Genomic DNA, 20052 nt, shown 5'->3' on the forward strand with positions numbered 1-20052 from the left:
GGATCAGCGCACCTGGGTGCGACCGCGTTCGATGACCGCACTGCGGCTGGCGGCGATGTCGTCACCGGAGGCGCTCTTCATCCACTCCCGGGCCGCGTCGGCCTCGAGCCAGAGGGCGCCGCTGTTCTGTGCGTCGTCGATGCGGTGATAGGACGCCAACAGCGCCTGCACCGATCGTTGGTTGTTGCCGACGATCGACGTGGCGATGCGGCGGGCGGCGTCGAGCAGATCACCGTGCGGGACCACTTCGGTGACCAGACCGGTGCGCAGTGCGTCCTCGGCGGACAGGTAGTCACCGGTCATGCTCATCCGGCGTGCCATCCCGACACCGACCTTCTGCGGCAGGCGCACCGACAGACCCCAGGTGGGCAGCAACCCGACGCGGGCGTGGGTGTCGGCGAAGCGGGCCTGCTCGGAGGCGATCAGGATGTCGCAGTAGAGGGCGATCTCGAGTCCGCCGGTCACTGCTGCCCCGTTGATGGCCCCGATCACCGGCTTGGTCATCGGCGGCCACTTGGGGGAGATGTCGGGAAGGTCGGTGGTGTCACCCAGTTCCTTGAGGTCGAGCCCCGCGCAGAACACCGGATCGGTTCCGGTGACGATGACGACGTCGACGCTGTCGTCGGCCTGTGCCTCCCGCAGCGCCGCGTAGAACTGCGTGCGCAGCGCCGACGACAACGCGTTACGTGCTGCGGGGCGGTTCAGGGTCAGCGTCCGGATCCGGTCGCGGGTGTCGATCAGCAGGACGTCGGTGGGCGCAGAGTCGGCAGGGTTGGTCACCCGCTCACCGTATCGGCACGGGTTTTCCGGCCTATCGTGGAGACCATGTGCCGAAACATCACCGAGCTGCGGGGTCTGGAACCGTCGGCCACATCCGAGGAGATCGAGGCCGCAGCGCGTCAGTACGTCCGCAAGGTCAGCGGGATCACCAGGCCCTCGGGCGCCAACGTCGACGTCTTCGAAGCCGCGGTCGCCGAGGTCACCGCGTCCACCGAGCGGCTGCTCGCCGGTCTGCAGCCACGCCGGCAGCCGCCGAAAACGGTTCCGCCGCTGCGTCGCCCGGAGGTCCGAGCCCGACTCAACCTCCGATGACCGCGACGCTGACCCAGCCTGCGCTCAAGGAGTGGGGTGCGGTCGTGCATGCGTTGCTCGACGGCAGGCAGACCGTACTGCTGCGCAAGGGTGGTATCCACGAGAAGCGGTTCGAGGTGACCGCATCGCGTTTCCTGCTCTTCCCGACGGTCGCCCACAGCCACGCCGATCGGGTGCGCCCCGAGCATCGACGTCTCCTGGAGTCCGCGTCGGGGGACAGCACAACCGACGACGTCGTGCTGCGTGCCGGTGCGCGGGTGGTGGCCGCCGTCGAGGTCACCAGGCCTGAGAAGCTGGATGCGATTGCGCTGCATCACATCTGGACGGCGGACTCGGTGCGTGCCGACCGGCTCGACTTCCGGCCCAGACATCGGCTGACGGTGCTGGTCGTCTCGGCGGCTCCGCTGGTCGAGCCTGTGCGGCTGGCGCGCACGCCTGACTACCGCGGCTGCTCGAGTTGGGTGCAGCTGCCGGTCGACCCGCAGTGGGCCGCACCGGTGCACGACCAGGCGACTCTCGAGGGCGTCGCCGCCGAGGTACGCCGATCAGTCGGTTGACGGCGGGCGCTCGCCGGCGGGCAGGATCAGCCGGGTAGCGGCTCCCAGGTGGACGGTGTGCCGGGCGGTGGCGAGCCTGGTCCCGGTGGCGGCGGACTCGCCGGTGCCGAGGTTGCGCAGGAACCGGGGGTGCGAGCCGCCGGCGATGACCACCCGGATGCGGGAACCCGCCGGAAACGTATGGGCGACTGCGTCGAGGTGAAGCCGCACGGTCCCGGAATCAGGCGCCGAGGCGAGATACCCGTCGCTGACGTTGCGTGAGCGGCCGTGTTCGTCGACCTGACTGATCCGCACGAACAGGTCGTTGTGAGGGTTGGCGCAGGAGTGTTCCAGCTCGAGCGCCGGCGTCCCGACGACGTAGAGGTCGGCGGGCAGCGGGTCGCCGGTGAACGTCAACACATCGGCGCGACGGGCCAGAGACGTGTCGTCGCGGTAGCCGCCCACCGGGGACAGCAGTCGGCCCCCGACGGTGGGTGTCGGGTCGGCGGGGTTGTAGACGAAGGTCGCTGTGTCAGACGAGGTCGCGCTGCCGGACGAGGGAACGGTGTCCGACAGCCCGCCCGACGGCTGCAGGTAGAGCTCTCGCTCGGGCATCGCGGGCGGCCAGTCGGCGAGGTCGAGCCACCCCTGGCCGTCGAGGTGGATGCGCACCGGCGCCGATCGCTGCTCGGGCGCGCCGCCCAGATGGGTGTTGAGCCAGTCCAGCGATTCGCGGATCACGGTGGGGGCGGCCTTGGTCATCATGTGGCTGTGTGTCCACGGACCGACTGTGAGGCCGGTGGTCACCCCACGGTCGCGCAGCCGGTGGTACTGATGGAGGGTCTGGTCGACGAACAGGTCCTGCCAGCCGGTCAGCAGCAGCACCGGGATCTCTGCCCGGTCCAGCGCGTCGCGCAGATTGACCTTGGCCCAGAACGGATCGTCGGCCTGCGGGTGCTCGAGCCACGACTCGAACCAGCCTGCACCGTTCCCGAGCAGTGTCCGACTGGACTCGCCGAGCGGTAGTCCCAGCGATGCCTCGGTGACCCGTCGTTGGGCGCGGGCCTGGCGCATCAGCACCCGCAACCGCCGCGGGTCTTCCTGGTTGGCGACCAGATCACTCCAGCCCAGGAAGTCATTGAGGCCGAAAGACCCCGCACCCCAACGTGGCCCGCTGGCGTCGTGAAGTCCGACGGTGATCACCGCGGCCTTCATCTCCGGCGGGGGATCGGCCAGCAGCGCCCACTGGGTGAACCCCAGATACGACAGTCCCACGGTGCCGAAGGTGCCGGTGAACCACGGCTGGTCGCGCAGCCAGGCGACGGTGTCGGCGCCGTCGTCGATCTCGTGGACCATCGGGCTGAATTCGCCGCCGGAGCCGTACGTGCCGCGCACGCTCTGGATGAGCACGTGGTAGCCGCGCGCGGCGTACACCGAGCCGAACAGCGCGGCGAACGGCCAGCCACGCCCGTACGGCCCGCGGACCAGCAGCGTGCCCACCGGCGTCGTTGTCCGGGGCGCGTAGTGGTCGGCGACCAGGTCGACACCGTCGCGCATCGGCACCAGCTGTCCACGGTCGACGACAAAATCGGTGGTCGACGGTGGCAGCTCGAGCACACTGCTGAGCTTGCGCAGGACGGATTGCTGGAGCGTCACGCTGACGAGGCTACGCATCCGGCCGACGGGGACCGGAGGTCAGTAGACGTAGAACGGGCTCAGCTCGTGCGCCTTCTGCAAGTTCGTCTGCATGCAGTCCGGGTCGGGCTCGGAGTAGATGGGGGAGTAGAACAGCGACTGCTGGATGACGCCGTAACTGGTCTTGAACGTCACCATGCAGGTGATCCACCAGCGGTTGTTCCAGTCGGTCGGCTTCATGATCCAGTACTGAGCGGCCCGGTGACCGTTGATGTCGAGTTCGACCGCATCTGCGGGCAGGGTCTGCTCGTAAGTTCGCCACACGAACGCCTCGACGGTCATCTGGTAGTTGCCCGCGTCGTACTTGCAGCGCAGGCTGTCCTCCGGCGTCGGTGGGGTGACTGCCAGCCCGATGCGCTGTACGACGTCGAGCGGGATGTCCCGGCACGGGTCGAACGGATCGGGATCCACCAGATCGATGACCGGATACTTGATGGTCGTCGACACGGCGGGCAGTGGGGCGCCGGTCGCTCTGAGCTCGATGCGGTCGGCGTTCAGTGGGCCGGCGGGATTTGCTTGCCAGACCACCACAACTGCGGCGACCAGCGCACACAGCGCTGAGAGCAGTCGCAGCTTGGCGACCATCGCACCCCCTGATCTCGTGGCGGCGCGCACCGCCGAATGGTCCGACCCTGCCCGGGAGTGTAGCGGGCCGGGCCGCGCCGTCGGGACGGAACTTAGAACCTGTTCTAGTTGCCGGGACGGCGGTGCCGCGGCGCGCCGGTAGGCTGACGGGTTGTGACCAGTGACGACCGACGTCCGACGTTGTGGGCCGTCAGTGACCTCCATACCGGACACACCGGGAACAAGCCGGTGACCGAGTCGCTGCACCCCGCCTCACCCGATGACTGGCTGATCGTGGCCGGCGACGTGGCCGAGCGCACCGACGAGATCCGGTGGGCCCTCGACGTGCTGCGCAAACGTTTCGCGAAAGTGATCTGGATCCCGGGCAATCACGAGCTGTGGACCACCCAGCGCGACCCGATGCAGATCCACGGGAAGGCCCGCTACGACTATCTCGTCAACATGTGCGACGAGATGGGCATCGTGACCCCCGAGCACCCGTACCCGGTCTGGACCGAGGAGGGTGGTCCGGCGACCATCGTCCCGATGTTCCTGCTGTACGACTACTCGTTCCTGCCGCAGGGGGCGGGCACCAAGGCTGAGGGCCTGGCGATCGCACGAGAGCGCAACATCGTCGGCACCGACGAGTACCTGCTGTCCTCGGAGCCCTACGCCACGCGCGACGCCTGGTGCCGCGACCGGGTCGCCTACACCCGCAAGCGACTCGAGGATCTGGACTGGATGATGCCGACTGTACAGGTGAACCACTTCCCGATGGTGCGCGAACCGTGCGACGCGATGTTCTATCCGGAGTTCGCGCTGTGGTGCGGCACCACCGCCACCGCGGACTGGCACACCCGCTACAACGCCGTCTGCTCGGTCTACGGACACCTGCACATCCCACGCACCACCTGGTACGACGGGGTGCGCTTCGAGGAAGTGTCGGTCGGCTATCCGCGGGAATGGCGGCGCCGCAGGCCGTATCGATGGCTTCGCCAGATCCTGCCGGACCCGAAGTACGCGCCGGGCTATCTCAACGAGTTCGGCGGGCATTTCCAGATCACCCAGGAGATGCGCGAGCACGCCGAGACGATGCAGCAGCGGATCAAGGACCGTGCATGATCGCAGCGACGCTGCTCGCCGGGGTGCTGCCCGGCTCGGTGAACGCGTTGGCCGCCGCCGAGATGTACTCCGACCCCAAGGAACTCGCGCCGCTGCCCGAAGAGGAACCGCTGATCGCGCGGTCAGTGGCCAAGCGGCGCAACGAGTTCATCACCGTGCGGTACTGCGCGCGTCAGGCACTTGTCGACCTCGGCTTGGAGCCGGTGCCGATCCTCAAGGGGGACAAGGGCGAACCGTGCTGGCCGGCCGGGGTCGTCGGCAGTCTGACCCATTGTGAGGGCTTCCGCGGGGCCGCTGTCGGTCGTCGCGAGGAGGTCCGCTCGGTCGGCATCGACGCCGAACCTCACGGCGTGCTGCCCGACGGAGTGCTCGACGCGATCAGTCTGCCCATCGAACGGCACGAACTGCGGGCCATGCCCTCGGGGGTGCACTGGGACCGGGTGTTGTTCTGCGCCAAGGAGGCGACCTACAAGGCGTGGTTTCCGTTGACGCACCGGTGGCTGGGCTTCGAGGACGCCCACATCGTGTTCGACGTGGACGACTCGGGCCAGAGGGGAACCTTCACCTCGGAGATCCTGATCGACCCCTCTGCCGAATCCGGGCCGCCGCTGACGGCCCTGTCGGGTCGTTGGTCGGTGCAGAACGGGATTGCCCTGACGGCGATCGTGCTGTGACCCCGGAGGGCAGGAGCGCAGCGACCCGGGAAGGGGTGACCGAGCCGGGACTCGTCGTCGTCGACAAGCCGGGCGGGCTCACCAGCCACGATGTGGTGGGCCGATGCCGGCGACTCTTCGGCACCCGCAAGGTCGGGCATGCGGGGACGCTGGACCCGATGGCCACCGGTGTCCTCGTCATCGGGATAGAGCGTGCGACCAAGATCCTCGGGCTGCTGACGGCCACCGACAAGTCCTACTTCGCGACGATCCGTTTGGGGCAGACGACGTCCACCGAAGACGCTGAAGGTGAAGTCCTGCAATCGGTTTCGGCCGCCGCGGTGACCGAGAGCCAGCTCGAATCGGCGATCGCGCCGTTGCGTGGCGGGATCGACCAGATCCCGTCGGCGGTCAGCGCGATCAAGGTCGACGGCAAGCGTGCCTACCAACTGGTGCGCGACGGCCAGACCGTCGAATTGAAGCCGCGTCGGGTCAGGATCGACCGATTCGAGGTGCGTGAGGTGCGGCGGGAGGTCGGCCTTCCCGGTGTCGTCGACGTCGATGTCGACGTGGACTGCACCAGTGGCACCTACATCCGCGCCCTCGCCCGGGATGTCGGCGCCGCACTCGGTGTCGGCGGGCACCTGACCGCGCTGCGGCGCACCCGTGTCGGGGCGTTCGGGCTCGAGCAGGCCCGCACCCTGGAGCAGTTGGCCGATGATCCGGCGCTGTCGTGCACGCTGGACCAGGCGTGTCTGCAGGCGTTTCCGCGCCGCGACCTCACCGAGAACGAGGCGATCGATGTCGGCCACGGCCGGCCGTTGCAGTCGGCGGGTGTCGACGGGCTGTACGCCGCAGCGGCGCCGGACGGCCGGGTGATGGCCCTGCTGGAGGACGCAGGTGCCCGTACCAGAAGCGTTGTCGTGATCCGGCCTGCGACGCTCCAGGGGTAACACGCTGGCGGCGTCGACGATGAACATCCGTGCGGATTTCACGGAGAACTCGAACAGGCGCGGCGGTTGTGGTGGCAGGGGTACTCGCGGCGGTGAGCGGCGCACCGACCGCCGCGGCGCTGCCGGAGGCGTTCCCGGACCTGGACGGCTACCCGGCTGTCGACCCGGGTCCCTACCAAGTGTTCGGTGCGCACCCGAGCAGTTCGGGCTGGGCATTCAGCACGCCGTCGGGTCTGCAGTGCCGCAACAGCCTCATCCCCGATCTCGGGGTGGTCTGCTTCGGGCCGGTTCCCGGAACCCAGGAGGGTGTCGATTCGGTGGGGGTGTCGCTGACCCGCGAGGGCACGTTGATGACGACGGACGACACCGGCACTGACGCCGACCCGTATCTACTCCTGCCGACGGGTTCGAAGTTCGCTGCGGGCAACGGCGTCGAGTGTGCCGTGATCAGCGACACCTCCCTGGCGTGTCTGGCGCGCAAACCCGACTCCTGGGCTGCAGACACCCCCGACCCGCCCGATCGCCACTATGGCGAGCACGGTTTTGTCGTCCAGCCCGAAGGCACCTGGACCTTCTAGGTGTAGAGCTCTTCGAACTTCTCGATCGACTTCTCGATGTCGCCCTTGACCGCGCGGACCGCCGCAGACCCGATCGGGCCGAACAGCGGCGCCCCGCCGAGATCCATGCGCACGGTGAACTTGCAGCCGTCGGCGGCCGAGGCGACCTTCATCGCGAGCTTGTATCGGGTGCCGCCCACGCCTTCGCCGCTGATCTCCATCTCCGAGGGCGGATCGAACTTGCGGATCGTCCAGGTCACCCGGTTACGCATGCCTTTGGCGCCCGCGACACCCACGACCTTCTCACCGACCTCCAACGTGTCCGGCAGGTCCGAACGCCAACCCTGATGCATCGTCATCCAGTCACCCAGCGTGGTCAGATCGGAGGCGTGCGCCCACGCCTCCTCCGGGGGGAGCGCCAGCGTGCGCGACAGCTCTAGTTTCGCCATGACCGAATCCTCCTACGCTATGACCCAGATTGCTTGTGCAGCAGGGCTTCCCAGGTCGACAGTGGTCTCGGCATCCCCCTCGACAGGCGGGTTGCCCGGGTTCTGCACGGCCACCGAGATCATTCCGGCGAAGTCGCGCCGCGCCACCACCCGCAGTCGGGAGTCCAGGCTGATCCCGACGGTGTCGAAGTATCGCAGCATCTCCGGGTCGGCATCGGAGATCCGCGCAACGGTTCCGGCGTCGCCGTCCTGGCACACCGACAGTTGACGCGCCGGCGGGGTCGGGACCTGACCGTCGGCGGCCGGAATCGGATCACCGTGCGGATCACGCGTCGGATACCCGAGCTTGGCGTCGATCCGGTCCAGCATCCGGTCGGATACCGCGTGCTCGAGGACCTCGGCCTCGTCGTGCACCTCGTCCCAGCCGTAGCCGAGTTCGTTGACCAGGAAGGTCTCCATCAGTCGGTGCCGGCGGACCATCGCCAACGCCGCCCGTCGTCCCGCGTCGGTCAGCGTGACCGCGCCGTACTTCTCGTGATCGACAAGGCCCTGATCGGCGAGCTTGCGGATGGACTCCGACGCGGTGCTGGCCGAGACGCCGATGCGGTCGGCCAGCAGCTTGGTGCTGACCTTCTCGTGCGACCACTCCTGGGCGGTCCAGATCACTTTCAGGTAGTCCTGGGCAACCGTCGTCAGGTCGCGGGGGGTGTCGTCAGGACTCACAAGCACAAAGTTTAGGCAATCATCACCTGATCTGGTGGTGCTGCTGGGCCGGTGTTGCACTCGGGCCGTAGGCTAGCGGCGTGCAGCGCTGGCGGGGGCAGGACGAAATCCCCACCGACTGGGGCCGATGTGTCGTCACGATCGGCGTGTTCGACGGTGTCCACCGAGGTCACCAGGAGCTGATCAGTCGTGCGGTGAAGGCGGGACGGTCGCGCGGTGTCCCGACGGTTCTGATGACCTTCGACCCGCACCCGATGGAGGTCGTCTTTCCCGGTAGTCACCCGGCTCAGCTGACCACTCTGACGCGGCGCGCGGAGCTGGTCGAGGAGATGGGGATCGACGTCTTCCTCGTCGTGCCCTTCACCACGGACTTCATGAAGCTCACCCCGGACCGCTACGTCCATGAGCTGCTGGTCGAGCGACTCCACGTGGTCGAGGTCGTGGTCGGGGAGAACTTCACTTTCGGCAAGAAGGCCGCCGGCAACGTCGGGCTCCTCCGCAAGGCGGGTGAGCGGTTCGGATTCGCGGTGGATTCGCTGTCGCTGGTCGCCGAACACCACCGGGACGAGACCGTGACGTTCTCCTCGACCTACATCCGGTCCTGTGTCGACGCCGGTGACATGGTCGCAGCCGCGGAAGCGCTGGGCCGCGCGCACCGGGTCGAGGGCGTGGTGGTCCGCGGGGACGGGCGCGGCAAGGTGCTCGGCTATCCCACGGCGAACGTCGCCCCGCCGATGTACTCGGCCATCCCGGCCGACGGTGTCTACGCCGCCTGGTTCACCGTCCTCGGGCACGGACCCGTCGTCGGTTCCGTCACGCCGGGCGAGCGCTACCAGGCCGCGGTGTCTGTCGGCACCAACCCGACCTTCTCCGGGCGCACCCGCACCGTCGAGGCGTTCGTCCTGGATACCGCGGCCGATCTGTACGGCCAGCATGTGGCGGTCGACTTCGTCGCACGCCTGCGCGGTCAGGAGAGATTCGATTCGGTGGCCGACCTGGTGACGGCGATGGGCGCCGACACCGAACGCGCGCGCACCATCCTGGCCGCGCGCTGACCCCTAGCTCGTGGCAGCTCAGCGGATTCGCCGGGGTGCCGGCCGCGCTGCTAAACTCCCACCTCGACACGGCGCGTGCTGCAGTTCGCGGTGGCCGCGCCCGTTGGATGCTCCAGTGGAGCTTTTCCGACGCCCTGATCGCGGACCGATGTGATGGAGTTGTTTCGTGGCGCTCACCGCCGAACAGAAAAAAGACATTCTCGGCCAGTACGGCCTGCACGACACCGATACCGGTTCTCCGGAGGCCCAGGTCGCACTGCTGACCAAGCGGATCGTGGACCTCACCGAGCACCTGAAGACCCACAAGCACGACCACCACTCGCGACGGGGTCTGCTGCTGCTCGTCGGCCGTCGTCGCCGGCTGCTGAAGTACGTCGCTCAGGTCGACGTCCAGCGCTACCGCTCGCTGATCGAGCGCCTCGGCCTGCGTCGCTGACCCTGGCCCCATGCGAACCCTGTTCGTGATCACGTCGGTCGCGATCATCGCAGCGGGGGGATTGGCCGGTTGCCGTTCGGCGGCCACCGCCGACGTGGTTGTGGGCGACTGCCTGGAAACAGGTGGTCCACCCGATCGGCCGGAGGCGAGGAAAGTGCCCTGCGGCACGACCGAGTCGAACTACAAGGTCGTCGCCGTGGTCGAGGAGACCGACGAATGCCCGACCGACGTCGACTCCTACTACTCGATGGGCAGTTCGTTCTCCGATTCGCGAACCACCGTGTGCCTGGACATCGACTGGGTGGTCGGCGGGTGCATGAGCATCGCCCGGGAGACCGGCGAGGATCCGGTGCGGACCGAGTGCGATGACACGGCGGTACCCGGTCGTCAGCGGGCCACGCAGATACTGGACGAGGTCGCCAGCGCCGACCTGTGCGCCAGCGGGCTGGGCTACGCCTACGACGAACGCGACTTCACGGTGTGTGTGGAAGACGTGGCGTGACGGTTCCGCCCCCATGCGGCACGTGCCCCGGATTAGGGATTACGCACACAGCGGGATGTACGATGGGTGCGTTCGCCAGCCGTATGGCGCGAGCAACCGGGTGCGGTCCGCGCAGAACCGCGTGCGCCGTTCCCGCGTGACACGACTGACACCGCCCGATCGTGCGGTCTTCGGTAGTGGCTGCCGGAGGTACTCCGGCCGCTTCGACTGACGGCCGTCGACGCATCCGGGCCTGTCGCGAGACACTTGAGGTTGTCCGTAACCGACAGCCTTCAGCGCGCAGTGATCACGCGAAACAGCTGAATGATGACCCAGAGAGGCCGTACGGACGTCTATGTCTGTAGTTGAAATTGAGGACGGCGTGTTCGAATCCACCGCCGTGATCGACAACGGGAGCTTCGGCACCCGCACCATCCGTTTCGAGACCGGTCGGCTGGCCCAGCAGGCCGCCGGCGCCGTCGTCGCGTACCTCGACGACGAGACCATGCTGCTGTCGGCGACCACCGCCAGCAAGAATCCGAAGGATCACTTCGACTTCTTCCCGCTCACGATCGACGTCGAGGAGCGGATGTACGCCGCCGGGCGGATTCCCGGCTCCTTCTTCCGCCGTGAGGGCCGCCCGTCCACCGACGCCATCCTCACCTGCCGACTGATCGACCGGCCGTTGCGCCCGACCTTCGTCTCGGGTCTGCGCAACGAGATCCAGGTCGTGGTCACCGTCATGAGCCTTGACCCCAAGGATCTGTACGACGTGCTGGCCATCAACGCCGCGTCGGCATCCACCCAGATATCCGGACTGCCGTTCGCGGGCCCGGTCGGTGGCGTGCGGGTCGCGCTGATCAACGGCCAGTGGGTTGCGTTCCCGACGGTCGAACAGCTCGAGGACGCCGTGTTCGACATGGTCGTCGCGGGCCGCAAGGTCCAGGACGGCGACGGTAAAGACGACGTGGCGATCATGATGGTGGAGGCCGAGGCGACCACCAAGGTCATCGAGTTGGTGGCCGGTGGTGCCACCGCTCCCACCGAGACCGTCGTTGCCGAAGGGCTCGAGGCTGCCAAGCCGTTCATCGCCGCGCTGTGCACCGCCCAGCAGGAGTTGGCGGGCGCCGCGGGTAAGGAGACCCGCGACTACCCGGTGTTCCCCGACTACCAGGACGACGTGTTCTACGCAGTGTCCTCGGTCGCCACCGAGGAGCTGTCCAAGGCGCTGACCATCGCGGGCAAGGACGAGCGCAACTCCCGTACCGATGAGATCAAGGTCGAGGTGCTCGAGCGTCTGGGTGACACCTACGCCGGCCGCGAGAAGGAGATCGGCGCGGCCTACCGGTCGCTGACCAAGAAGCTGGTCCGCCAGCGGATCCTCACCGACCACTTCCGCATCGATGGTCGCGGTGTCACCGACATCCGCGCGCTGTCCGCCGAGGTGGCCATCGTGCCGCGGGCCCACGGCAGTGCGCTGTTCGAGCGCGGCGAAACCCAGATCCTGGGCGTCACCACCCTCGACATGGTCAAGCTGGCCCAGCAGATCGACTCGCTGGGGCCGGAGAAGACCAAGCGCTACATGCACCACTACAACTTCCCGCCGTACTCGACCGGTGAGACCGGTCGGGTCGGGTCGCCCAAGCGGCGCGAGATCGGCCACGGCGCGCTCGCCGAGCGGGCGCTGATGCCGGTGCTGCCGAGCGTCGAGGAGTTCCCGTACGCGATCCGTCAGGTGTCGGAGGCGTTGAGCTCCAACGGCTCCACATCGATGGGATCGGTGTGCGCCTCGACCATGTCGCTGCTCAACGCCGGGGTGCCGCTGAAGGCTCCGGTCGCCGGTATCGCGATGGGCCTGGTGTCCGACGACGTCGAGGTGGACGGAAAGACCGAGCGTCGCTTCGTCACCCTGACCGACATCCTGGGCGCCGAGGATGCCTTCGGTGACATGGACTTCAAGTGCGCAGGCACCAAGGACTTCGTCACCGCGCTGCAGCTCGACACCAAGCTCGACGGCATCCCGTCTCAGGTCCTCGCCGGCGCGCTGGCGCAGGCCAAGGAAGCCCGGATCACCATCCTCGAGGTGATGGGCGAGGCGATCGACGAGCCCGACGAGATGAGCCCCTACGCGCCGCGCATCACCACGATCAAGGTGCCGATCGACAAGATCGGCGAGGTCATCGGGCCCAAGGGCAAGATGATCAACTCGATCACCGAGGAGACCGGTGCGTCGATCTCCATCGAGGACGACGGCACCGTGTTCGTCGGCGCCTCCAACGGGGAAGCAGCGCAGGCCGCGATCGACAAGATCAACGCGATCGCCAACCCCCAGCTGCCCAAGACGGGCGAGCGGTTCCTCGGAACCGTGGTCAAGACCACCGACTTCGGTGCGTTCGTGTCGTTGCTGCCGGGACGGGACGGACTGGTGCACATCTCCAAGCTGGGCCGCGGCAAGCGGGTCAACAAGGTGGAGGACGTCGCCAAGGTCGGCGACAAGCTGCGGGTCGAGATCGCCGACATCGACAACCGGGGCAAGATCTCGCTGGTCCTCGTCGCCGAGGGTGACTCAGCCGAATCATCTCCCGAGTCCGAGCCCGCGTCGGTAGATGCCGCGACCACCAGCAGCTAGCTCGGGGTCGCTGCGGAAGGGACGTCGCAACGATGACACGTCCCTCGCGGTGCGCCGCACCGATCTGCCCGGTGGCCTGCGTGTGGTCACCGAGCACATCCCGCACGTCCACTCGGCCTCGGTCGGGGTGTGGGTCGGTGTCGGCTCCCGCGACGAGGGCCGCAGCGTGGCCGGCGCCGCGCACTTCCTCGAGCACCTGTTGTTCAAGGCGACGCCGACGCGCACTGCGGTGCAGATCGCGCAGGCGGTCGACGCCGTCGGCGGTGAGCTGAACGCGTTCACCGCCAGGGAGCACACCTGTTACTACGCGCATGTCCTCGACGCGGATCTGGCGCTGGCCGTCGATCTGGTCGCCGACGTCGTGCTGAACGGGCGCTGCGCACAGCACGACGTGGACATCGAGCGCGACGTCGTGCTCGAGGAGATCGCGATGCGCGACGACGACCCGGAGGACACGCTCGGCGACCTCTTCCTGTCGGCGATGTTCGGCGACCACCCGGTCGGCCGTCCGGTGATCGGCAGCGTGGAGTCGATCTCGACGATGACACGCGCGCAACTGCACTCGTTCCACGTCCGCCGCTACACCCCTGACCGGATGGTCGTCGCCGTCGCCGGAAACGTCGACCACGACGAAGTCGTCGGCCTGGTGCGCGAGCACTTCAGTGCGCGGTTGGTGCGCGGCCGGTCTCCGCTGGCGCCGCGTAAGGGAACCGGGCGCGTGCCGGGCAATCCGACTCTGCAGCTGGTGAGCCGGGACGCCGAGCAGACCCACCTGTCGATGGGGGTACGAACCCCGGGACGGCACTGGGACCACCGCTGGGCACTGTCGGTGCTCAACACCGCACTCGGTGGCGGGCTGAGTTCGCGTCTGTTCCAACAGATTCGGGAGACGCGCGGGCTTGCCTACTCGGTGTACTCGACGGTGGACACGTTCGCCGACAGCGGCGCACTCTCGATCTACGCCGGGTGTCTGCCCGAGCGGTTCGACGAGGTCGTCCGGGTGACGACCGACGTGCTCGCCGATGTGGGCCGCGACGGGATCACCGCCGACGAATGCCGAATCGCCAAGGGGTCGATGCGCGGCGGGCTGGTGCTGGGCCTCGAAGACTCGGGGTCGCGGATGAACCGCATCGGGCGCAGCGAGCTGAACTACGGAGAACATCGCAGCATCGCCGACACCTTGGCCCACATCGACGCCGTCACCCTCGACGAGGTCAACGCCGTGGCGCGGCTGCTGCTCTCCCGCCCGTTCGGCGCGGCGGTCCTCGGGCCGGTGCGCGGGAAGCGGTCGTTGCCGAAGGCGCTGCAGACGATCGCGGGTTGATCGCCTAGCCTCGTCTGCGTGACCTCGCTGTCCAGACGGCGCCTTGTTCTCGGGGGACTGTCACTCGCTGCGCTGGCGGCATGTGCTGATCCCACCGTGCTGGCCGGGCCGGACGATCCCAACCCGCCGGTGCCGCCGACCGACCAGCGGATCGAAGCACTCGAGCGGCAGTACAACGTGGTTGTCGGTCTCTGGGCGGTCGATGTGGCGAGCGGTCGGTGGCTGGCCCACCGCGCCAAGGAGCGTTTCGCCCTGTGCTCGACCTTCAAGACCTACGCCGCCGCCGCGATTCTGCAGAGGGCCGAACGCGGCGAGCTCTCGCTGACCGATGCGGTCCGGGTCGAGCCGACCGACATCATCTCCCACTCGCCGGTGACCGGGACACGGGTGGGAGCGACGATGACGCTGGCCGAGCTGTGCCAGGCGACGTTGCAGGTCAGTGACAACGCCGCGGCGAACCTTCTGCTCCGGGTGCTCGGCGGACCGCCCGCGATCACCGATCTTGCGCGCAGCATCGGTGATGATGAGTCCCGCCTGGACCGGTGGGAGACCGAGTTGAACTCTGCTGTTCCCGGCGATCCCCGCGACACGACCACGCCCGTCGCCGTGGGCGTCGGCTACCGCAACCTGCTGACCGGCGGGGCGCTCGGTGACGAGAACCGCCGTCGGCTCGAGGGCTGGATGCGGGCCAATGAGACGTCGAGCATGCGCGCGGGACTGCCCGCGGGGTGGACGAGCGCGGACAAGACGGGCAGTGGCGATTACGGAACGACAAACGACATCGGTGTCGCCTACGCGCCCGACGGGCAGCGGTTACTTCTGTCGATCATGACGACGACGGCCGCAGACGATCCGGATGCGCCGAACCAGCGTGCGCTGATCGGCGAACTGGCCGCGCTCGCCGTCGCCGATCTATACAAGCTGCAGTGAGTCGTCGCGCTGCAGAACGAAGAAGTACGGCGCCTTGATCCCGCGCAGGTCCATCGCGCCGAGGACCGTCCGGTCGTCGAGCAGTCGGAACACGTCGTTGATCGGCAACTGGTCATACACCATCGTCGCGGTGTCAACGCCGCGGTAGCGGGTGGTGCGCAGCCGAGCTTTGGGCCCACGCGCCTGAAGCGCGGGCTTGAGCCTGGTGATGGTGCCCGCAAAGCTCTGCTTCTTCAGTGCCGGGATCTTGGTGGCCAGACCGAGTCCACCGAACGCCAGCGCCGGGTTCAGCGGCCACAACGCGGTGGGGTCACCGGTGGGAAACAGCAGCGGGTGCACGGTCTCGGCGTCCACGAACGCCTTGCCCCACCAGCCACTGGCCGCCAGCATGCCGTCGAGCGGATGGTTGGTCGGCAGCTCTGCGCCGTGCCAGGTGCCGATCATGAATTCGGAGTCCACAGCCGACAGTGAATCGAACAGCGTCAGTGCCTCGGCCGTCGTGGTCGGGGCATCAGGAAGGACGTCGGTGAGCGAAAGCATGCCCCAGACTCTACTTGACACCTGTCAAATCGGGCACACTATGGCTGTGCGGTCAGACAGTCCATGCCCCTGCGGCAGCGATGATCCCTTCGGCCGTTGCTGTCTGCCGCTGCACACCGGGGACCGGGAAGCCCAGACCGCGGAGCAACTCATGCGGTCGCGGTACACCGCCTTTGCGACCGGTGACGTCGACTATCTCTGGCGCACCTGGCATCCCCGCACCCGCCCGGACCGCGTCGACGACGCCGGACTGATCTGGACAGGACTCGACATCATCGACTGTGTCGCGGGCGGGCCCGGCGACCAGACGGGCGAGGTCGAGTTTCGCGCGCGGTACCTCGACAGCCAACGAACCGGGACGCTCCATGAGCGGTCCCGGTTCGCTGTGAGAGCCCGTCGATGGTTCTACCTCGACGGGGAGTTGTTCCGTTAGGCCAGCAGGTCGGCCGGGTCGGTGAACGGGAGGTCGAGATCTGCGGCCACCTGTTCGGACAGCAGCGCGCCCTCGTGTGTCGACAGGCCCTTCGCCAGCGAGTCGTCGGCAGCGCAGGCGGCCTTCCAGCCCTTGTCGGCGAGTTTGAGCACGTACGGCATGGTGGCGTTGGTCAGCGCGAACGTCGAGGTCCGCGGTACCGCGCCGGGCATGTTGGCAACGCAGTAGAACACGGTGTCGTGGACGGCGAAGGTGGGATCGTCATGGGTGGTGGGCCGGGAGTCCTCGAAGCAGCCGCCCTGATCGATGGCGATGTCGACCAACACCGCACCCGATTTCATCTGCGCGACAGTCGAATTGGTGACCAGCTTGGGCGCCTTGGCGCCGGGCACCAGCACCGCGCCGATCACCAGGTCGGCTTGCTTGACCGCGTCCTCGAGTTCGAGCGTCGACGAGTAGCGGGTCTCGATCGCGCCGCCGTACTCGGCGTCGATCTTGCGCAGGATGTTGATGTTGAGGTCGAACACGGTGACATGAGCGCCCATGCCCCACGCGACGGCGGCCGCGTTGTCACCGGCCATTCCGCCGCCGATGACGACGACCTTGGCCGGTGCGACGCCGGGGACGCCGCCCATCAGCACACCGCGACCGCCCTGGGTGCGCATCAGGTGGTATGCGCCGACCTGTGCGGCGAGGCGTCCGGCGACCTCGCTCATCGGCGCCAGAAGCGGAAGCGCACCGTCAGCGGTCTGCACGGTCTCATAGGCGATCGACGTGGTTCCCGAGGCCATCAGCGCATCGGTGCAGGGTTTGGACGCCGCCAGGTGCAGATAGGTGAAAAGCGTCTGGCCCTTGCGCATCCGGCTGTACTCGGCCTCGATCGGCTCCTTGACCTTGAGCAGCAGGTCGGCCTCGGCCCACACTTCGTCGGCGGTGTTGATGACCTGCGCGCCGGCGGCCTTGAAGTCACTGTCGGAGATCGCCGAGCCGGCGCCGGCGCCGGCCTGCACCAGAACGTCATGACCGCGGCGGGTCAGCTCGGCCACGCCTGCCGGGGTGATGGCGACGCGGTACTCGTTGTTCTTGATCTCGGTCGGGATGCCGACACGCATGATCGCTCCTCAGAATCGTGGTGGGTTGCGTTCAATTGTGAAGAACTGTCCGATTGGACGCAATAATAACGACAACAATTCGCTACGATGTGGCAATGGCTGAAGAATTGCCGGAGTACGGGCGACGAGAAGCGCGACCGTCGAAGGATGTTCGGCCCAGCCCCGTGGACGACGTCGATCGCCGGATTCTGACCGCTCTGCATGCCGACGCCCGCATGTCCAACAGCGCATTGGCCGACCTCGTCGGAATCGCGCCGTCGACGTGTCACGGGAGGGTGCGCAGGTTGCAGGACATCGGGGTGATCCGTGGATTCCACGCCGACATCGACCCGGCGGCGATCGGCCTGAACCTGCAGGCGATGATCTCGGTCAACCTGCAGTTCAACGCGCGCAGCAAGATCCGCAACTTCATCCAGCAGATCCGCCGGAAGCCCCAGGTGATGGATGTCTACTTCCTCGCGGGCGCCGACGACTTCATCCTGCACGTCGCCGCGCGCGACACCGACGATCTGCGCTCGTTCGTGGTGGAGAATCTGAACGCCGACGAGGATGTCGCCGGGACGCAGACCTCCCTGATCTTCGAGCATCTCCGGGGTGCGTCGCCGTTGTGAGCGAAGGCGGCGGTCGCGTCGGTCAACGAACCAGTTCGGGATGGAACGTCGTGACCATGCGTCGGATTCCGTCACGCCAGTCGACCGTGGTGCCGCCGGTGAGCTCACGCATCCGGGTGGCATCGGTGGGCCCGCCGCGCAACGCCTCGAGACTTTCCTCGAAGACCGGCTCCCGCTCGACCAGCGAACCGATGTACGAGGCCCACTCCTGAAGACTGACTTCCTGTTCCCCACACCAGTTGACCGTCGTGGCCGGTACTGACGCGGCGTCGAGCAGCTTGGGCAGAGTCGCGATGATGTCGTCCTCGTGGATCGGGTTGTAGCGCGCCGGCCCTCCGGGTGGAACCGGGATCGGAACGCCATTCAGCAGCATCTCCATGTGATAGAACGGCCAGCCGCCGTAGTTGCCGTACGGCACGTTCAGGCGCGCGATGACGGTCGGCGTGCCGAGGGTGCGCGCCATCGAACGTGCCACCACTTCGCCGGCGAGCTTGGAGATCGAGTAGGTGGGGAACAGCGACTTGTGATTGTCGCCGAGGGCAGTTGCCTCGGTGCGGGGCTCGTCGTCCGGCGGGTCGTACACGGCGGCTGAGGAGCATTGCAGAAACGCTTTCGCGTCAGGGCAATGCGCCATCAGCAGGCCGACTGATTCTGCGTTGGCACTGAGATCCTTGTCCCAGCGGCCACTCTTGGCCACCGCCAGATTGAGCACATAGTCGAAGTCGGAGGGGATGCCCGAAAAATCGCCAGAGGCCAGATTGACTGTCTTGCAACGAATCCCTGCCGCCTCCAGATCGGCGCGAGCCGAGGCATCTTTGAAGCGGGCGATGCCCCACACTTCGTTGTCGGCCGCGAGTGCTTTGGCCAGCGGAGTCGCGACCTGGCCTGTCGGGCCGGTGACCAGGATCTTGTAGCCGCGCACGGGTCGGCTCTACGCCGCTGTCAGCGTGACGTTGTACAGGCTCACAGCCACGTCGTCGGGCAGGATGTCGACAAACGTCGGCGCGTCGCGCAGCGCACCGCCCGTGGCGATGATGTTGGCGGGAGATGTTCCTGCACAGGGGAAGTCGCGACACCGCAGCCAGTAGCCCGGAGCGCTCTGGTAGGGCCGCATGCTGGGAGACTGGTCGACGCGGTAACGGCCCGGTGGGATGAACGTGGTCGCCCAGCCCTCGCGCGGCTGGGTGCTGACGCCGAACACGCCATTGCTGCCGTAACTCCCCGGAGATGCGATGGCCGGCGCAGCCAGGACACCCGCGGATGCCAGGCCGGCGGCAATCACGGCGGAAACAATGCTCTTCACACCATGGAGCGTAGACAGCGCGTCACGGATCTTTGCTGTCTTCGGGTAAGTCGCCACCATCGGGCGGGTCGTCGCCGGGCAACTTCCCCCGCCCAGCAACGCTCAGCATGTCAGGCCGGAATCACCGACAAATCCACAGTCCCCGATGGTGCGGACTGGCGAGTTGTCGGCAACCGATATCTGCAGCGGTCAGGCTGCTTGGTTGTCGGGTGGTGCGGGTCCGCCGGGTTCGCTGGTGTGGTCGCTCGGTTGGGGGTCGAGTTCCTCGTGGGTGATGGGTTCGGGGGCAACCCGCTCAGGGTCGATCGGTTCAGGGTCGATCGGCTCGGACGGGATCGGTTCGGCGTCGCCGGGTCGGGGTTCATCTGGTGGGCGGAGGAGGGCTTCGGGGCGGTGGTAGTAGTTGATCCGTGCTTGGCCGGTGTCCAGTCCCGGTGGTGGGATCCATTCGACTTCGTGGCGGTCGTTGATGGTGGTGGTCCAGCCGCCGTGGGTGTTGACCATTCTGTTGTCGGGTCCACACGCCAGGCCGAGGTCGTCGATGTTGGTGTTGCCGCCGTCGTTCCAGTCGGCGGTGGCGTGGTGGACTTGGGTGCCGTAGATGCCGACGGTGCAGCCGGGTTTGGTGCAGCCGCCGTCGCGGGCGGCGAGCATGAGCCGTTGGGCGATCGAGGCGACGCGTTTGGTGCGGAACAGGTCCAGGGCGGATCCGGTGGCGCGGTCGAATACCGCGAGGCTGTGGTGGGCGTGGGCGCCGAGGCGGATCACGTCGTTGATCGGCATGACGGTGCCACCGCCGGTGACACCGACCCCGGCTCTGCTCTCGAGGTCTTGCAGGGTGGTGCGGATGATGA

24 protein-coding genes are annotated in these 20052 nt (G+C 67.5%); 14 read left to right on the forward strand and 10 right to left on the reverse strand.

Features of this window, described 5'->3' with window-relative positions; all coding sequences use genetic code 11:
* Positions 1-3: 3 nt before the first annotated feature.
* Complete coding sequence (locus WA965_RS06745; protein ID WP_526303275.1) at positions 4-780, reverse strand: enoyl-CoA hydratase; 777 nt, start codon at positions 778-780, stop codon at positions 4-6.
* Positions 781-825: 45 nt separating this feature from the next.
* Here WA965_RS06745 and WA965_RS06750 point away from each other — a divergent pair, with 45 nt between their 5' ends.
* Positions 826-1092, forward strand: a complete 267-nt coding sequence (locus tag WA965_RS06750) for a DUF2277 domain-containing protein (RefSeq protein WP_178362323.1) — start codon at positions 826-828, stop codon at positions 1090-1092.
* Positions 1089-1649 carry a DUF1802 family protein gene (locus WA965_RS06755; protein ID WP_526303274.1) on the forward strand — a complete coding sequence of 187 codons (561 nt, stop codon included), beginning with the start codon at positions 1089-1091 and terminating at the stop codon, positions 1647-1649. Before WA965_RS06750 ends, WA965_RS06755 begins: the two co-directional genes overlap by 4 nt.
* Here the strand turns inward: WA965_RS06755 and WA965_RS06760 are convergent.
* Together WA965_RS06760 and WA965_RS06765 are read right to left on the reverse strand one after the other, a co-directional pair.
* Positions 1638-3302 carry a CocE/NonD family hydrolase gene (locus WA965_RS06760; RefSeq protein WP_526303273.1) on the reverse strand — a complete coding sequence of 555 codons (1665 nt, stop codon included), beginning with the start codon at positions 3300-3302 and terminating at the stop codon, positions 1638-1640. The genes WA965_RS06755 and WA965_RS06760 overlap by 12 nt on opposite strands.
* A 21-nt stretch (positions 3303-3323) precedes the next feature.
* The gene (locus WA965_RS06765; protein WP_178362402.1) at positions 3324-3908 is read right to left on the reverse strand and encodes a DUF3558 domain-containing protein; all 585 of its coding nucleotides are present in this window, start codon (positions 3906-3908) and stop codon (positions 3324-3326) included.
* Positions 3909-4061: 153 nt separating this feature from the next.
* On the opposite strand from WA965_RS06765, the gene pptH reads away from it, so the two are divergent.
* From pptH to WA965_RS06785, 4 genes are all read left to right on the forward strand, one after another.
* A complete protein-coding gene (gene pptH / locus WA965_RS06770) occupies positions 4062-5009 on the forward strand; it encodes an ACP phosphodiesterase PptH (protein WP_178362326.1) in 948 nt (315 codons plus the stop codon).
* Complete coding sequence (gene pptT / locus WA965_RS06775; protein WP_178362327.1) at positions 5006-5683, forward strand: 4'-phosphopantetheinyl transferase PptT; 678 nt, start codon at positions 5006-5008, stop codon at positions 5681-5683. The genes pptH and pptT overlap by 4 nt, the downstream gene beginning before the upstream one ends.
* A 35-nt stretch (positions 5684-5718) precedes the next feature.
* The gene (gene truB / locus WA965_RS06780) at positions 5719-6615 is read left to right on the forward strand and encodes a tRNA pseudouridine(55) synthase TruB (RefSeq protein WP_178362328.1); all 897 of its coding nucleotides are present in this window, start codon (positions 5719-5721) and stop codon (positions 6613-6615) included.
* Between the two features lie 140 nt (positions 6616-6755).
* Entirely contained in the window at positions 6756-7193 is a 438-nt protein-coding gene (locus tag WA965_RS06785) for a hypothetical protein (protein WP_526303291.1), read from the forward strand.
* On the opposite strand, the gene WA965_RS06790 is transcribed toward WA965_RS06785, so the two are convergent.
* A complete protein-coding gene (locus tag WA965_RS06790) occupies positions 7190-7621 on the reverse strand; it encodes a type II toxin-antitoxin system Rv0910 family toxin (RefSeq protein ID WP_526303272.1) in 432 nt (143 codons plus the stop codon). The genes WA965_RS06785 and WA965_RS06790 overlap by 4 nt on opposite strands.
* A 12-nt stretch (positions 7622-7633) precedes the next feature.
* Positions 7634-8344, reverse strand: a complete 711-nt coding sequence (gene mntR / locus WA965_RS06795; RefSeq protein WP_178362330.1) for a manganese-binding transcriptional regulator MntR — start codon at positions 8342-8344, stop codon at positions 7634-7636.
* An 80-nt stretch (positions 8345-8424) separates the two neighbouring features.
* Here mntR and WA965_RS06800 point away from each other — a divergent pair, with 80 nt between their 5' ends.
* The 6 genes from WA965_RS06800 to bla all read left to right on the forward strand — a co-directional run bounded on the left by WA965_RS06800 (position 8425) and on the right by bla (position 15199).
* Complete coding sequence (locus tag WA965_RS06800; protein WP_178362331.1) at positions 8425-9399, forward strand: bifunctional riboflavin kinase/FAD synthetase; 975 nt, start codon at positions 8425-8427, stop codon at positions 9397-9399.
* A 166-nt stretch (positions 9400-9565) separates the two neighbouring features.
* Positions 9566-9835, forward strand: coding sequence for a 30S ribosomal protein S15 (rpsO, locus tag WA965_RS06805; RefSeq protein WP_178362332.1), 270 nt, complete (start codon positions 9566-9568; stop codon positions 9833-9835).
* A 10-nt stretch (positions 9836-9845) separates the two neighbouring features.
* A complete protein-coding gene (gene lppU / locus WA965_RS06810; RefSeq protein WP_526303271.1) occupies positions 9846-10337 on the forward strand; it encodes an LppU family putative lipoprotein in 492 nt (163 codons plus the stop codon).
* Between the two features lie 334 nt (positions 10338-10671).
* The gene (locus tag WA965_RS06815; RefSeq protein ID WP_526303270.1) at positions 10672-12945 is read left to right on the forward strand and encodes a polyribonucleotide nucleotidyltransferase; all 2274 of its coding nucleotides are present in this window, start codon (positions 10672-10674) and stop codon (positions 12943-12945) included.
* On the forward strand, positions 12923-14269 hold the full coding sequence (locus WA965_RS06820; RefSeq protein WP_178362335.1) for a M16 family metallopeptidase: 1347 nt from the start codon (positions 12923-12925) through the stop codon (positions 14267-14269). The genes WA965_RS06815 and WA965_RS06820 overlap by 23 nt, the downstream gene beginning before the upstream one ends.
* 18 nt (positions 14270-14287) lie before the next feature.
* Positions 14288-15199, forward strand: coding sequence for a class A beta-lactamase (bla, locus tag WA965_RS06825; protein WP_526303269.1), 912 nt, complete (start codon positions 14288-14290; stop codon positions 15197-15199).
* Here bla and WA965_RS06830 read toward each other — a convergent pair.
* Positions 15182-15739, reverse strand: a complete 558-nt coding sequence (locus WA965_RS06830) for a DUF4334 domain-containing protein (RefSeq protein WP_526303268.1) — start codon at positions 15737-15739, stop codon at positions 15182-15184. The genes bla and WA965_RS06830 overlap by 18 nt on opposite strands.
* Positions 15740-15785: 46 nt before the next feature.
* On the opposite strand from WA965_RS06830, the gene WA965_RS06835 reads away from it, so the two are divergent.
* Positions 15786-16172 carry a YchJ family metal-binding protein gene (locus tag WA965_RS06835; RefSeq protein ID WP_526303267.1) on the forward strand — a complete coding sequence of 129 codons (387 nt, stop codon included), beginning with the start codon at positions 15786-15788 and terminating at the stop codon, positions 16170-16172.
* On the opposite strand, the gene ald is transcribed toward WA965_RS06835, so the two are convergent.
* Entirely contained in the window at positions 16169-17284 is a 1116-nt protein-coding gene (gene ald / locus WA965_RS06840) for an alanine dehydrogenase (RefSeq protein ID WP_526303266.1), read from the reverse strand. The two genes, WA965_RS06835 and ald, sit on opposite strands and share 4 nt — an antisense overlap.
* 95 nt (positions 17285-17379) lie before the next feature.
* Between ald and aldR the strand changes: the two genes are divergently transcribed.
* Complete coding sequence (aldR, locus tag WA965_RS06845; protein ID WP_526303265.1) at positions 17380-17895, forward strand: HTH-type transcriptional regulator AldR; 516 nt, start codon at positions 17380-17382, stop codon at positions 17893-17895.
* Between the two features lie 22 nt (positions 17896-17917).
* Here aldR and WA965_RS06850 read toward each other — a convergent pair whose 3' ends face one another.
* The 3 genes from WA965_RS06850 to WA965_RS06860 all read right to left on the reverse strand — a co-directional run.
* Entirely contained in the window at positions 17918-18817 is a 900-nt protein-coding gene (locus WA965_RS06850; RefSeq protein ID WP_526303264.1) for an NAD-dependent epimerase/dehydratase family protein, read from the reverse strand.
* Between the two features lie 9 nt (positions 18818-18826).
* Positions 18827-19198 (reverse strand): hypothetical protein, encoded by a 372-nt coding sequence (locus tag WA965_RS06855; RefSeq protein ID WP_347133435.1) that lies wholly within the window; start codon positions 19196-19198, stop codon positions 18827-18829.
* A 189-nt stretch (positions 19199-19387) separates the two neighbouring features.
* On the reverse strand, positions 19388-20052 hold a 665-nt coding region (locus tag WA965_RS06860; RefSeq protein WP_526447260.1), incomplete at its 5' end, for a DUF222 domain-containing protein.

This window comes from Mycobacterium sp., assembly GCF_049683935.1.
Lineage (GTDB): Bacteria > Actinomycetota > Actinomycetes > Mycobacteriales > Mycobacteriaceae > Mycobacterium.

Bases quoted from the DNA above. Each gene is read 5' to 3' on its own strand.
- WA965_RS06750 (WP_178362323.1), top strand. From the start codon at position 826: ATGTGCCGAAACATCACCGAGCTGCGGGGTCTGGAACCGTCGGCCACA.
- ald (WP_526303266.1), bottom strand. From the start codon at position 17,284: ATGCGTGTCGGCATCCCGACCGAGATCAAGAACAACGAGTACCGCGTC.
- lppU (WP_526303271.1), top strand. From the start codon at position 9,846: ATGCGAACCCTGTTCGTGATCACGTCGGTCGCGATCATCGCAGCGGGG.
- WA965_RS06760 (WP_526303273.1), bottom strand. From the start codon at position 3,302: ATGCGTAGCCTCGTCAGCGTGACGCTCCAGCAATCCGTCCTGCGCAAG.
- pptT (WP_178362327.1), top strand. From the start codon at position 5,006: ATGATCGCAGCGACGCTGCTCGCCGGGGTGCTGCCCGGCTCGGTGAAC.
- WA965_RS06790 (WP_526303272.1), bottom strand. From the start codon at position 7,621: ATGGCGAAACTAGAGCTGTCGCGCACGCTGGCGCTCCCCCCGGAGGAG.
- aldR (WP_526303265.1), top strand. From the start codon at position 17,380: ATGGCTGAAGAATTGCCGGAGTACGGGCGACGAGAAGCGCGACCGTCG.
- WA965_RS06755 (WP_526303274.1), top strand. From the start codon at position 1,089: ATGACCGCGACGCTGACCCAGCCTGCGCTCAAGGAGTGGGGTGCGGTC.
- WA965_RS06765 (WP_178362402.1), bottom strand. From the start codon at position 3,908: ATGGTCGCCAAGCTGCGACTGCTCTCAGCGCTGTGTGCGCTGGTCGCC.
- WA965_RS06820 (WP_178362335.1), top strand. From the start codon at position 12,923: ATGCCGCGACCACCAGCAGCTAGCTCGGGGTCGCTGCGGAAGGGACGT.
- WA965_RS06830 (WP_526303268.1), bottom strand. From the start codon at position 15,739: ATGCTTTCGCTCACCGACGTCCTTCCTGATGCCCCGACCACGACGGCC.
- WA965_RS06815 (WP_526303270.1), top strand. From the start codon at position 10,672: ATGTCTGTAGTTGAAATTGAGGACGGCGTGTTCGAATCCACCGCCGTG.